This window comes from Aquimarina sediminis, assembly GCF_002895435.1.
GTDB classification, from domain to species: Bacteria; Bacteroidota; Bacteroidia; order Flavobacteriales; family Flavobacteriaceae; genus Aquimarina; species Aquimarina sediminis.
Window position 1 is genome coordinate 89,481 of the sequence record NZ_POYJ01000001.1, and the last position, 13,929, is coordinate 103,409.

The following is a 13,929-nucleotide window of genomic DNA, read 5'->3' on the forward strand; positions in this document are numbered from 1 at the left end:
GAAGGATAAGATGTTGATAGATTAGTGATACTCTTAAAATTGTTTCAATGTAAAAAAGAAAGTCTTTTTTAATATTTTGGTAATACTTTGGGAGCTTATTTTCAATTGTTTGTTAGGCTAGTTTTGTTAATCTGGCTTATTTTATCATTCATTAAAAGTTATTGACTTTGATTTGTTTACAAAAAACCTGAACTACACTTCCATAACCGTAGTTCTTTCCTTAAATTTCGCGTTTAAAATCGTATTACTTTGGAAGAATATATAGCAGAGTTAAATGATGCTCAACGAGCGCCTGTACTTCAGATCGATGGACCTATGATTGTGATAGCAGGAGCAGGGTCTGGTAAAACTCGTGTACTTACATATCGTATTGCCTATTTGATGCATAAAGGAGTAGATTCATTCAATATATTGTCCTTAACATTTACCAATAAGGCGGCACGTGAAATGAAAAAACGTATCGCCGATATTGTTGGAGCTAGTGAGGCAAAGAATCTATGGATGGGGACATTTCATTCTATTTTTGCTAAAATTTTAAGAATTGAAGCTGATAAATTGGGCTATCCTTCTAATTTCACAATTTATGATACTCAAGATTCCCAGCGACTAATAGCCTCTATTATTAAAGAAATGGGACTCGATAGAGATATCTATAAATACAAGCAAGTAAACTCACGTATCTCCTCGTATAAAAATAGCTTGATAACTGTAAAGGCGTACTATCAAAATGCAGAGTTAGTAGAAGCAGATGCTATGGCCAAACGCCCTCGTATGGGCGAAATATATGAGCAGTATGTTGAGCGATGTTTTAAGGCCGGAGCAATGGATTTTGATGACCTTTTATTAAAAACTAATGAGTTGTTAAATCGTTTTCCGGATGTCCTTGCTAAGTATCAAAATCGTTTTAGATATATTTTGGTTGATGAGTACCAGGATACAAATCATTCGCAATATCTTATCGTTAGAGCTTTATCCGATAAGTTTCAGAATATTTGTGTGGTGGGGGATGATGCGCAGAGTATTTATGCTTTTAGAGGAGCTAATATTAATAATATTTTAAACTTCCAGAAGGATTATGATAATGTGCAACAATATCGATTAGAGCAAAATTATAGATCCACCAAAAATATTGTAGAGGCCGCCAATTCTATTATTGATAAAAATAAAACCAAACTGGATAAAGTTGTTTGGACAGCTAATGATCCCGGACCCAAAATTGTTGTAAATCGATTAATTACAGATGGTGATGAAGGAAGGTTTGTTGCAAGCTCGATTTTTGAAAACCAAATGCAACATCAATTAGGTAATGGAAAATTTGCCGTGTTGTATAGAACTAATGCACAATCCAGAGCAATTGAAGATGCTTTGCGTAAAAGAGATATAAAGTATAGAATATATGGTGGGTTATCTTTTTATCAAAGAAAAGAAATTAAGGATGTCATAGCATATTTGCGGTTAGTAATAAACCCTAAAGACGAAGAAGCACTTAAAAGAGTAATTAATTATCCCGCTAGAGGAATCGGAGCCACTACAGTAGATAAATTGGTGGTAGCAGCAAATCATTATGATCGCTCTATTTTTGAGGTAATCGAGAATTTGGATCGAATTAATCTAAAAATTAATAGCGGAACCAAAACCAGATTAGAAAACTTTATCACAATGATCAAAAGTTTTCAAGTAACTAATGATACTTCGGATGCTTTTGTACTGGCCGAAATGGTTGCAAAAAAAACAGGATTACTCCTTGAACTTAAAAAAGATGCGACACCAGAAGGAATTGCCAGAATAGAGAATATAGAAGAACTACTTAATGGTATACGCGATTTTGTAGAAGGACAAAAAGAAGTAGCCGATACAAGAGGGTCGTTAGCAGAGTTTCTAGAAGATGTTGCCCTGGCAACTGATCTAGATCAAGATACAGGGGATGATGATAGAGTTGCTTTGATGACCATCCACCTGGCTAAAGGATTAGAGTTTCCTTATGTTTATATTGTAGGAATGGAAGAAGATCTTTTTCCATCTGGTATGAGTATGAATACACGAAGTGAGTTAGAAGAAGAGCGCCGATTATTCTATGTTGCATTAACACGGGCAGAGACTCAAGCATACCTTACCTATACACAATCTCGTTATCGATGGGGTAAACTTGTAGATGCAGAACCCAGTAGGTTTATTGAAGAAATTGATGAGCAATATTTGGACTATATGACACCAGTAGAGGGATATAGGTATAAACCACTTATTGATTCAGATATTTTTGGAGAAGTTGATAAAAGTAAATTACGACTTAAAAAACCATCTTCGGGAACACCCCCTTTAGCACATAAACCTAATGAAGAGCAGCTACGAAAATTAAGAAAGCTTAGACCTATGACTAGTGGCGGAACCCCAGCAAGTAACATTGTCGATGAGGATCTTACACCAGGAACAGTAGTAGAACATATGCGATTTGGCATTGGCAAAATTATTAAAATTGAGGGTGTAGGGCAGGATAAGAAGGCAGAAATTAACTTTGATAAAGGTGGAATTAAAAAGTTATTGCTTCGTTTTGCTAAGTTGAAGATTTTAGGGTAATTAAAACTTGTACTAGAATTAGCTTGTCAATAAAATTGTTGAAAGAATCCTTGTTAAAAAGAGTGCTGAAAATAATTTTAATCAGTAATGATGTGAAAACCAACCCTTTTTAGTTATAAATACAAGTAGTTTTATGAAAGATTATGGATATAAGGAGTATATTTATATCCAGAAAAAAAATAATGGCAGAATTTATAAAACTATATAATGAAAATCCAAATCCCCGTGAGATACAACGAGTGGTTAATTGTTTGCGTAATGGAGGGTTGATTATTTACCCTACCGATACAGTATATGGGTTAGGATGTGATATAACAAATAATAGGGCATTAGAGCGTATTGCAAAGATTAAAGGTGTAAAACTTGCTAAAGCTAATTTCTCATTTATATGTAAAGACTTAAGTAATCTTTCTGATTATGTGAAACAGATAGATAATGCAACATTTAAATTGTTGAAAAGAACCTTACCCGGACCATATACCTATATTTTGCCAGGAAGTAATAATTTACCTACCGTTTTTAAAAAAAAGAAAACAGTGGGGATCCGTGTTCCTGATAATAATATTTGTATTGCTATAGTAGAAGAGCTGGGTAATCCTATTGTATCTACCTCTATCTATGATGAAGACGAAGTTATAGAATATACTACAGATCCCGAATTGATAATAGAAAAATGGGATAACCTAGTGGATATTGTTATTGATGGAGGGTTTGGGGATAATATGCCATCGACTATTATTGATGTTACTTCGGGAGAGCCAATTTTGATCAGAGAAGGGAAAGGTAGCGTCGATATTATCTAATCAAAATTGGATGTTTAATTTTTATGTAATGAATTTATAATCTGATAATTTAGATTATGATCGTTGTTTTCTGGTTCCTGTATGATCCATTCCTTGTTCTCTTTCTAAAGCTATCATTTTTTTAGGTCTGAAATTCATAATTAATGCTCTTCGTTGATTATTTGTAGTATTTCCTCTACTAAAATGTAGTGTAAAACCATCATGAAAAGTACACCCACCGATTTTTAAAGGAACTGGTACCGCATTTGTGGTGTCCGTTTCACAGTATAAAGCCCCACCATTTGGTAAGTTATTGTGCTTAAGTACTTGTTGGTTTTGAACAGGAAGAAACCACATACAGCCATTATCTTCATTGACATTATCCAAGGCTATCCAACAGCTTACGGCTCTCTTATCGGGTAGATCTATCCAGTATGCCGCATCCTGGTGCCATGGAGTTGGTGTATCAGTGTGAGGTGCTTTATTGATAAGCATGTCAAAATCCAGCTCCATGTCGTCACCTAGTAATGCTTTGGCATGGTGCAACGCTTTTGTGTATGCTATGTGCTGAAGTAGTTTGGGGGCTACCATACTGGGTCTCATAATTTGAGTGATCCGTTCAGTAGTTATAGATATGGCGTCATTTGTTCCTGCTAAATCACTTCGTAGGTGAGCAGTTTTGTCTTTGTCATCTAATAGTTGATCATAAATAATTCTAAGCTTTTCAGCCTCCTTTGCTCCAAAAAGTTGATCTATTTTTACAAATCCCTTTTTTAAAAAATTATCTTTTACTATACTCATTTTTAGGATGTTAATTTATTTCAAAGATGAGTATATCATTTTAATAAATCTTCTAAATTTGTACTACATTACTTTTTTATACAAAATATGAATACAAAACCTGATGAACGACTAGTATACTTTCTACCAGATTATGGTATAAATAGATGTTTGCAATTTGGTTATTATAAGTACTCAAAAGTGCGCCCCCAGCTATCCTTGCATCAACATTCTAATGTTATAGAAATTTGCTTCTGTATTAAAGGGGAACAGCATTATGAAATGGATAATCAATTATTTCGTTTGCATGGTAATGATATTCTTATCATTCCTCCAGACGAGAAACACAGTACAGGGGATTTTCCTGAAGACAAAGGAGAATTATTTTGGTTGCAAATTGTCTACTCAGATTATAAAGATAAATTATGTAATCTACCTAATGATCAATCTGATTATCTTTTGGAAGAATTGATAAAAAATTCTAAACGCGTTTTTAAAGGGGCATTTCAGATAAAATTTATCCTTGAAAAGCTGTTAAATGAGATTGGAACCAGTGATCAAATTTTATCAAAAATTACTATTGATCAACTTATTGTTCAGGTTCTGTTAGAGGTGTTACACCTTTCTAAAAGGAAGCAGGACAGTTCACCATTGAAAAAACTAAATGTTATAGATAATTATATTTTGGAGAACATGTATCGAATTATTTATGTTGATGAATTAGCGGATATTTCTAAAGTTTCGGTAGGGTATTTTAAATCATGGTTTAAAAAAATGGTTGGAATTCCTCCTAAAGAGTATGTAAACAGGGTAAAAATTGAGCAGTCAAAAATTGATTTATTAAAAAAGGATACTATTACAACTGTAGCTTTTGATTTAGGATTTAGCTCATCTCAGTATTTTTCAACTACATTTAAGAAATACACTGGTTATACTCCAAAATCCTATATATCTTCAAAAAGCAATGTTTCTTAGCGTTTTGAAGATATATAAGCTTATAAAAGGGTTGATGCCATAAAACAAGTTTTTTCAAATTAAGATTTTGAAAACGGTTACAAGTGTTAAAAATTCTTGCAGTTTTTATTCTTGCATCAAATTTATTTCAACACGTCTGTTTTGAGCTCTACCAGCTTTTGTTTTGTTAGAGGCTATAGGTCTATCTTCACCATACCCAACAGCCGATAACCTAAATTGATCAATACCATTTTCTACCAAGTATTTTTTAACAGCATTTGCTCTAGAATCTGATAACCTTTGGTTATTTACACTGCTACCAGCCGCATCGGTATGTCCTTCTATTGCAAATTTTGCAGTAGGATACTCATTAAGAATCGCAACAATATCCTTAAGTACTTGATTAGATTCTTCCTTTATTGAGGATCTACCAGAATCAAAGAGAATAGTTTTGGCATATTGATTAAGAGTTTTTTGAACTTCTTCAGTTACTTCGGGACAGCCATTATTCGCAACTGTGCCTGCAATATTAGGGCAATTATCATCTTTGTCCAAAACACCGTCACCATCGCTATCTGGCCATGGACATCCTTGGTTGTCAATAGCTCCAGGTTCTTGCGGGCAATTATCATCTTTATCCAACACAGTATCTCCATCGGTATCTAACCACGGGCAACCATTATTTTCTACTTCACCTGCTTCTTCTGGGCATTTATCATCTTTGTCTAATATCGTATCCCCATCGGTATCTGGCCATGGGCATCCAAAATTTTCTTCTGGTCCTTTAATTTCGGGGCATTCATCCACTTTGTCGAGCACTCCATCATTATCTTTATCCTTTGGTCTAGATTGGTAGATTGGTACTTTAAGTCCGACATAAGCATCTAGTGCTTTGATCTCGTCACTAACCAATGCTGATAGTATTGACCCAGAGCCAACATAAAGAGGTCCTGCTCTAAGTCCTGCTCCCCATTGAAATCCGCTATGCTGTACGATACTCAATGGAGAATAAAAACTAAACCACTTGGTTTCGAATCTTGGTGTTAATGATACCGTATTTGCTATTCTACTGGTATTGATTTTATCCTTCGCAGTAAGCGAAAGGTCAGTATTCAAATTTAGATAGAATTTTTGATTTATACTCCAATCTGCATTTACATGAAGAGCTGTAGGAAGCACTGCTTTTTCTGCATCGCCCGGATCTAGAACTGTGTAAAAGTTTTCTAGATCATTTATGTCATCTATACTTTCAAAAGTATCTTCATCAAGGGTATTAGTAATATCGTATCGTTCTTCTACACTATCGTCATATGATATACTTCCGAGATCGGTAAGTGATACTCCAAATTTTAATTTATATTTATTAATATCTTTTGGAGTATATGGGTTTCCTTTACTATCAATCGAGGTGTAGTCTTTATGATCTGGTCGCCATTCATATACAAAACCAAGATCGGCACCTATACCTATTGCTCCGCTAACTACTTCTATTTCATCTAGATCATCTTCCAAGTTTTCACTATACCCATATGCTACCTCTCCTTGGGTCGTCACAGTATTTAGTGGCACCGAACTAAGAGAATTGTAGCTTAGACTTATATCTTTACCAAAAGCATATGCATTTCCTAAACCTTGTAAGTATTTTAATGTTACACCTCCTTTTAGAAAATGTTGTTCTTTATCCATTAGTACATGAGCATATGTTATCCCAAATTCACTCCAGGCATTCGAACTTGCCAACATATCTCCTTCATCTATTGTAAAAACTTCACTACCATCAAAACCATCAACAAGACTTTCGATAGTTCGCCCATTGATCTCACTAACACTATAAAAAGCTCTAACCCTTGAGAATAATGCAATAGCGTTTTTTCTGTTAATACTAATCATTACAGAAGGTCCTAAGGCGTCTATATTTCCAATAATATTATTTTTGTCTTTAGGAAAAGTCCGGGCATCGTCTTCAAAGTCATAATCATCTTTTATAAGATCATTAAAATTGACTCCATAGTAATCATTTCCGGCAAAACCACTTACGCCAATTAGGTTGACATCAAGTTTTAATCTTGAATCAGCGATATTTGCAGGGTTATTAATTACTCCATGTACACCATTATAATTATCTGTAAGAAGCCCTATAAAAGATTGGGATGTTGCTGGTACAATAGAAAGAAGAAGTGCTACTACGGTAGAAAATAGTCTTTTCATTATTTAGGTTTTAAGATTTGGGTCTTTTTAGTAAAACAAAGATATTGGTATTTTTTTACATAAAAGTTTTATAGAATAAAAAAGGGTATCAAATGTTGATACCCTTTAATCCGTTATAAGATTTGAGTCTAGTTACCGCCTCCTTGAGTGGCTTTTTTCATACCATCTTCAATCATATTATAGAATTGATCAAGTTTTGGTAAAACGACTATTCTAGTACGTCTGTTTTTGGCACGGTTTGCTGCAGTACTATTATCAGATACAGGTACGTAGTAACTTCTACCTGCTGCCGTCATTCTTTTTGGATCTACTTTGAAATCATTTTGTAATACTCTTACTACAGAAGTAGCACGTTTTACACTTAAATCCCAATTGTCTAAAAGAACTTTGTTTTTGATAGGCTCACTATCGGTATGTCCTTCTACTAAGAATTCGATATCTGGTTTGTCATTAACCACTTTAGCTACTTTTCCTAGTACTTCACGAGCTCTAGTTGAAACATTATAGCTACCACTCTTGAAAAGCAGCTTATCAGAGATAGATACATAAACTACTCCTTTTTCTACATTTACTTGAATATCTTCATCAGCAAGGTTACCTAAAGCTCCTTTAAGACTTGTTACCAAAGCTAATGTTACAGAATCCTTTTTGGTAAGGGCATCTTGCATAGTTCTGATTTGTAAATCTTTTTCTTTAATGCTTTCTAAAGATTTTTCTAAGTTTTCTGCTTCTTTGGTAGATAGTGTGGCTAAATTACCTACATTATTTAACAGGGCAGAATTTTGATTTTTAAGATTCGATACCTGATCTTGAAGTACTTTAAGTTGCGAAGTCGAACTGGCTTTTTCTTCAAGACAGCTATTTAATTTTACCGTAGCGGTATTTAATAGATCTTCAGTTTCTTTTTGTTTGGCTTCTAATTCTGAAAATTTCTTCTGTGAAACACAAGAAGATAATAGAATTGTAAGGGAAGCCCCAATAATCATTGCTTTTTTCATTAGAAAATTGTTTTTAGTCTTATTCTGGTTATATAACTCAAAATTATTAAAAATGTGACGTAATACTAGATCGTTAACAATAATTTATTATATAACTCTATAATTGTTTGAAATGTTTGTGTTTTAAAATAAAATATTGCCATACAACGGAAAAAACTGTATAATATTTCCCCATTTTTGAAAGTTTTCTTCGTTTTTTTATAAAAGCTCCCAAATTGCCATAAAAACTAAAGTGAGCTTTAAGGATAGCAAAAAAATGAGAGGGTTTGCCCTGAATCAAAAAACGAAAACCTGCCACTCCATCTAGAACGAGTCTTATAAAAATTATAAACCACACACTGTTTCCAGGAACGTTTTTAACCAAAAGGTATAGGCCATTTCTAAAATTTAAAAATGTTTTTCTGGGGTTCATGGTATTTAATGTGGCACCACCCAAATGATATACAGTGGATTGACCTTCAAACATGATGTTATATCCTCTATTTTGTATTCGCCAGCAAAGATCTATCTCTTCTTGATGAGCAAAAAAATCTTCATCGAATTTTTCAACCTCTTCGAATACCTTTTTTCTAATGAATAAACATGCTCCACTAGCCCAAAAGACAGGAATGGTATCATCGTATTGACCATTATCTTTTTCGAGTGTATCAAAGATTCTTCCACGACAGTATGGATATCCTAGCTTATCAATAAAACCACCAGCCGCACCGGCATATTCAAAATGGTTTTTCTTTTTGTAATCCAATATTTTGGGTTGTATCGCTGCAACATCATTAAACGTTTGAAATGTCTTGATTACAGGCACAAGCCAATCTGGAGTTACCTCGACATCACTATTAAGTAAGCAATAAATGTCTGCGTCTATTTTTGATAATGCATCATTATATCCTTTTGCATACCCTCCATTTGTATGGTTTTTTATAATCTTTATTTGCGGAAAATTTGTTGTAACGTACGATATAGATTCATCTGTAGATGCGTTATCTGCAAGATAAACTATTGCTTCATTAGAGTTTTTAATGACCGAAGGTAAAAATTGTTCTAATAATGACCTTCCGTTCCAATTTAATATAACTACTGCGATATTCATGGTTGCAAAGTAAAAGGAATAATTGGGATAACTCCAAATTCATATAGAAAAGGATAGTGCATTCTTATTCATATTTGTAATATTCTATTTAACTCAAAAAAACAGAGTATTTGGATTAGATAAAATAATCTAATTGTTTCCTTATTGTTGTTTAAAATTGGGTAGGTTTTTTAAGAAGGTATATTTTTTCTCGGCATAATTCATTTGGCAATAGTAATGATCCAAGCCATTTGTAATCATTAAATATTCAGCATTAAGAGCGAGATTATATCTTGCAATTTGATCAAAAACTTCTTGTGTAATCTTTATGTTTACTGATTTACATTCTACAATAAGAAAAATACTTCCATCGGGGTTAAATATAATAATGTCATATCGTTTATTAAGATCATTAAGCTTTATGAGCTTTTCTACATTAATTAAACTTTCGGGGTACTTTTTTTCTTCAATGAGATAATTTAGAGTATGTTGTCTTACCCATTCCTCTGGTGTAAGAATGATAAATTTTTTACGAATCCTGTCAAAAATAGAAACTTTATTTTCGCTATTTTTGAACCTGAAGTGATACTCTGGGAAGTTAAGCTTTTGCATAACACAAATTTGATGATTTTTTCTGAATGGATGAAGTAAAACAAATCGTAAGCGATATAAAAAATGGAAATATCAAGCCTATCTACTTTTTGATGGGAGAGGAGCCTTATTATATCGATAGGATTTCTGAATATATAGATAAGAATGTACTGGCGGAAGAAGAAAAAGGGTTTAATCAAATGGTATTATACGGAAGAGATGTAAGTATAGATGATATTGTTGCCAATGCAAAGCGATTTCCTATGATGGCAGAGCGACAGGTTGTTATTGTTAAAGAGGCTCAGGAATTATCAAGAACGATCGAGAAGTTGGCAGATTATGCAGAGAACCCACAGCCTTCTACCGTTTTGGTGATGTGTTATAAGTATAAAAAGATTGATAAAAGAAAAAAGCTCTATAAAACGGTAGCAAAGAATGGGATTATTTTTGAAAGTAAAAAATTATATGAAAATCAGGTAGCGGACTGGATACGTAGGGTACTAGGAGGATCAAAATATACAATAGAACCAAAGGCTGCTCAAATGTTGGTTGAATTTTTGGGTACTGATCTTAATAAAATTAATAATGAATTAGATAAATTAAAATTAATTATCCCTTCAGGGTCACAGATTACCGCAGATCAAATTGAAGAGAATATTGGTATTAGTAAGGAGTTTAATAATTTTGAATTGCGTAAAGCTATTGGTACCAAAAATGGGGTTAAGGCTCATCTGATTATTAACTATTTTGCACAAAACCCTAAGGATAATCCTCTGGTTGTTACAATCTCATTGCTTTATAGTTTTTTCTCCCAGGTATTACAGTATCATGGTTTGTCAGATAAATCTCAACGCAATGTTGCCAGTGCATTACGAATTAACCCATATTTTGTAAAAGATTACTCAGAGGCTGCTCATAATTATCCCATGAAAAAGGTGAGTGGTATTATTGCCTTTTTAAGAGATGCAGATGTAAAGAGTAAAGGAGTAGGAGCTGCCAACCTTTCTCAAGGGGATATTTTAAAAGAGCTTCTGGTAAAAATTATGAGATAATACTACTAGGTTTTTGGATTGGTAGCAAAAACAGTAGCTTCTGTAATAAAACCTCTATCATCCATTTCTAAAAGACTGGTGATAGTATGCGCTATTTCTTCACCTCTTAGTTTGGTTTGTTGTTCTGCTTCGGTATATCGTTTTTCTTTATTGTTTGAATCAATACGATTGTCGACAAAATTAGTCATCACTTCGCTAGGGTTAACCTGCATTACTCTGATATTGTGAGGGCGTAATTCATTTCTCCAGCTTTCGGTCATACCTCGCAAGGCAAACTTGGTAGCGACATAGGGAGAACCAGAAGGAGAACCTTTTAAAGAAGAGGTCGACCCAATATTGATAATGTTACCGTATTCTTCCTCAATAAAGTGTTTTGCAGATTCTTTAGCACATAATGTTGCACCCAGAACATTAGTTTTAAATTGATCTGTGAACTTGTTTGCTTCGATATCAACCAATTTAGAAATATATCCATATCCCGCATTGTTGACCAGCACATTAAGACCTTCCATTTTGTTTTTTGCTTCTTCAACCATATCACGTACCTGATTCTCTTCGGTAACATCGGCTTTGACATAATCTATTCCCAGTTCGTCTGCGGTTTCTTTTAGAGTAGTTTCATTTCTCCCAGAAATAATTACTTGCGCTCCTTTGGTTTTTAAAAGCTTTGCTGTTGCTTTACCAATTCCCGAATTACCACCAGTGATTAGTACTTTGGCTTCTTTTATATTCATGATTTGCGTTAGGTTTTTGATTAGATTATCAAAAATACATCACGAGTTCTAAATCTTTTGTTAAGTCTAGATATATATTTAGGGAATTGGTAAATATGAAAAATCTTTTACTTCGGTCATTACAAAAGAGCTTTGTACCTTGGAAATATTTTCTATTGAAGCTAGTTTGTTTGATAAGAAATGTTGGTAACGCTCCATATCTTCTGCATAAATTTTGATAAGATAATCAAACATACCCGCAACATGGTAACACTCTACAACTTCAGGAAATTGTTGTATGTCTTTTTCAAATTTTTTCAAGTAATCTGTTTGATGAAGGTTTAATGTTACATTACAAAATACCATTAATTGTAATCCTGCTTTTTTACGATCCAGAATAGCTTTGTATGATTTTATGTATCCTTCTCGCTCTAGCTTTTTTACACGTTCAAAAATAGGAGTAGTGGTGAGGTTTAGCCGTTCTGCAATTTGTTTGATGGTAATTTTACCATCTTTTTGAAGCAAAAGCAGTATTGATCGATCAATTTTATCCATAAAAATTTTCTTTAGAAGGTGTGGTAACAATTCAAATATAGAATATTATTCTTCTAAATGTATAAAATATTTATGTTTATTCTTAAATGGATATGTTAAATGGTTTTTAATTCTTTTGTACGTAGTTTTATAAGGGAATAAACTGACTAACAGTTGTTTGGTTCTTGTGAATTGCTTCTCATTTATAAAGGTGAAAATATTTAGCAATCGTTGCATTTAAGTTTTACGTTTTATAAAGAAAATGAGGGAGTAGTCATTTTTCACTAATTTCAATACGTATACTATATATGAAGAAACACGATTTTAACCCCGAGAGTTTAATGATGAGTTATGGTTATAAGCCAGAGCTATCAGAAGGTGCTATAAAGTGCCCTATTTTTCAGACATCAACCTTTGTTTTTAAAACGGCAGAAGAAGGAAAAGCATTTTTTGAATTGGCATATGGTCTTCGAGAAAAATCGCCCAAAGAAGAGTTGGGGCTAATTTATAGCAGGATTAATAATCCGAACCTTGAAATTCTCGAAAATCGTCTTTGTCTTTGGGATAAAGCAGATGATTGTGCTGTTTTTGAAAGTGGAATGTCTGCAATAAGTACAGTGTTGTTGGAATTTCTTAAACCAGGAGATTTATTGGTATACAGTAATCCTTTATATGGGGGGACAGATCACTTTATTCATCATTTTTTAAATAAAATTGGAGTACACACAATAGGGGTAATGCCAAATCAAAGTATAGATCAGGTAATTCAGATGATTAAAGATTCTGGCAAAGCTGAACAATTAGCAATGATTTATTTAGAAACTCCAGCTAATCCAACTAATGATATAGTAGATATAGAAAAATATAGCCAGCTAGCAAAACGGTTTAGTACAGAAGATAGGAAAACTCTGCTTGCGGTTGATAATACTTATATGGGACCATTATGGCAGCATCCGCTTCAATGTGGTGCAGATTTGATATTATATTCGGCAACAAAGTATATAGGAGGTCATAGTGATCTGATAGCAGGCGCTGTTCTAGGAAAAGCTGATCTGATGCTAAGAGTAAAAACGTTGCGTACTTTTTTAGGAAATATGGTAAGTCCGCATACAGCATGGTTAATGCTAAGAAGCTTAGAGACTTTAAAAGTGCGCATGGACCAGCAGACGATGAATGCTCAGGTTATAGCAGAGTATCTAGAAAAACATCCTAAGGTAGAAAATGTATATTATCTAGGTCTTCTCAAAGAAGATGAAGAGGCTTATGATATCTATAAAAAACAATGCTCAGCTCCAGGAGCTATGGTATCTTTTGATATCAAAGGAGGAGAAAAAGAAGCGTTCACTTTCCTTAATAGTTTGGGACTTATGAAGTTGGCAGTAAGCCTTGGAGGTACAGAAAGTTTGGCACAACATCCAAAAACAATGACGCATGCAGGAGTAGATGATGAGCAAAGGCAACAAATGAAAATAACAGATCAACTGGTAAGATTATCAATTGGTGTAGAAAGTTCTAAAGACTTAATTTGGGATATAGAACAAGCTTTAAATAAGGTTGGGGTTTGTTCCAAACTAGAAATGGAAATTTCATAAAAGAAGAAGTATTTGATTTAAAATATAGAGGCTGCCTCAGAAGAAATAAAATCACTTTTTAGGCAGTCTCTTTATTTTATAT

The 13,929-nt window shown here is 33.6% G+C and carries 12 protein-coding genes; 5 read left to right on the top strand and 7 right to left on the bottom strand.

The features are described from left to right. The first annotated feature begins 249 nt into the window (after positions 1-249). Both C1X07_RS00405 and C1X07_RS00410 read left to right on the top strand, forming a co-directional pair. Entirely contained in the window at positions 250-2,574 is a 2,325-nt protein-coding gene (locus tag C1X07_RS00405; protein WP_103068002.1) for an ATP-dependent helicase, read from the top strand. A gap of 182 nt (positions 2,575-2,756) precedes the next feature. Further along, the gene (locus C1X07_RS00410; RefSeq protein ID WP_103068755.1) at positions 2,757-3,377 is read left to right on the top strand and encodes an L-threonylcarbamoyladenylate synthase; all 621 of its coding nucleotides are present in this window, start codon (positions 2,757-2,759) and stop codon (positions 3,375-3,377) included. A gap of 54 nt (positions 3,378-3,431) precedes the next feature. Here the strand turns inward: C1X07_RS00410 and C1X07_RS00415 are convergent, their stop codons facing one another. Next, on the bottom strand, positions 3,432-4,157 hold the full coding sequence (locus C1X07_RS00415; protein WP_103068003.1) for a phytanoyl-CoA dioxygenase family protein: 726 nt from the start codon (positions 4,155-4,157) through the stop codon (positions 3,432-3,434). 87 nt (positions 4,158-4,244) lie between these two features. Between C1X07_RS00415 and C1X07_RS00420 the strand changes: the two genes are divergently transcribed. Next, positions 4,245-5,111 carry an AraC family transcriptional regulator gene (locus C1X07_RS00420; RefSeq protein ID WP_103068004.1) on the top strand — a complete coding sequence of 289 codons (867 nt, stop codon included), beginning with the start codon at positions 4,245-4,247 and terminating at the stop codon, positions 5,109-5,111. 105 nt (positions 5,112-5,216) lie between these two features. On the opposite strand, the gene C1X07_RS00425 is transcribed toward C1X07_RS00420, so the two are convergent. The 4 genes from C1X07_RS00425 to C1X07_RS00440 form a co-directional block, all read right to left on the bottom strand. Continuing rightward, positions 5,217-7,298 (bottom strand): OmpA family protein, encoded by a 2,082-nt coding sequence (locus tag C1X07_RS00425; protein ID WP_103068005.1) that lies wholly within the window; start codon positions 7,296-7,298, stop codon positions 5,217-5,219. Positions 7,299-7,426: 128 nt separating this feature from the next. Next, positions 7,427-8,296 (bottom strand): OmpA/MotB family protein, encoded by an 870-nt coding sequence (locus C1X07_RS00430; RefSeq protein WP_103068006.1) that lies wholly within the window; start codon positions 8,294-8,296, stop codon positions 7,427-7,429. A 97-nt stretch (positions 8,297-8,393) separates the two neighbouring features. Further along, a complete protein-coding gene (locus C1X07_RS00435; protein WP_103068007.1) occupies positions 8,394-9,386 on the bottom strand; it encodes a glycosyltransferase family 2 protein in 993 nt (330 codons plus the stop codon). Positions 9,387-9,527: 141 nt separating this feature from the next. Continuing rightward, on the bottom strand, positions 9,528-9,977 hold the full coding sequence (locus C1X07_RS00440; protein WP_103068008.1) for a type I restriction enzyme HsdR N-terminal domain-containing protein: 450 nt from the start codon (positions 9,975-9,977) through the stop codon (positions 9,528-9,530). A 26-nt stretch (positions 9,978-10,003) separates the two neighbouring features. Between C1X07_RS00440 and holA the strand changes: the two genes are divergently transcribed. Further along, positions 10,004-11,008, top strand: coding sequence for a DNA polymerase III subunit delta (holA, locus tag C1X07_RS00445; protein WP_103068009.1), 1,005 nt, complete (start codon positions 10,004-10,006; stop codon positions 11,006-11,008). 5 nt (positions 11,009-11,013) lie between these two features. On the opposite strand, the gene C1X07_RS00450 is transcribed toward holA, so the two are convergent. Beyond that, positions 11,014-11,742 (bottom strand): SDR family oxidoreductase, encoded by a 729-nt coding sequence (locus C1X07_RS00450; protein WP_103068010.1) that lies wholly within the window; start codon positions 11,740-11,742, stop codon positions 11,014-11,016. Positions 11,743-11,820: 78 nt separating this feature from the next. Continuing rightward, the gene (locus tag C1X07_RS00455) at positions 11,821-12,276 is read right to left on the bottom strand and encodes an Lrp/AsnC family transcriptional regulator (protein WP_103068011.1); all 456 of its coding nucleotides are present in this window, start codon (positions 12,274-12,276) and stop codon (positions 11,821-11,823) included. A 287-nt stretch (positions 12,277-12,563) separates the two neighbouring features. Here C1X07_RS00455 and C1X07_RS00460 point away from each other — a divergent pair, with 287 nt between their 5' ends. Further along, complete coding sequence (locus tag C1X07_RS00460) at positions 12,564-13,847, top strand: cystathionine gamma-synthase family protein (RefSeq protein WP_103068012.1); 1,284 nt, start codon at positions 12,564-12,566, stop codon at positions 13,845-13,847. Positions 13,848-13,929: the final 82 nt, after the last annotated feature.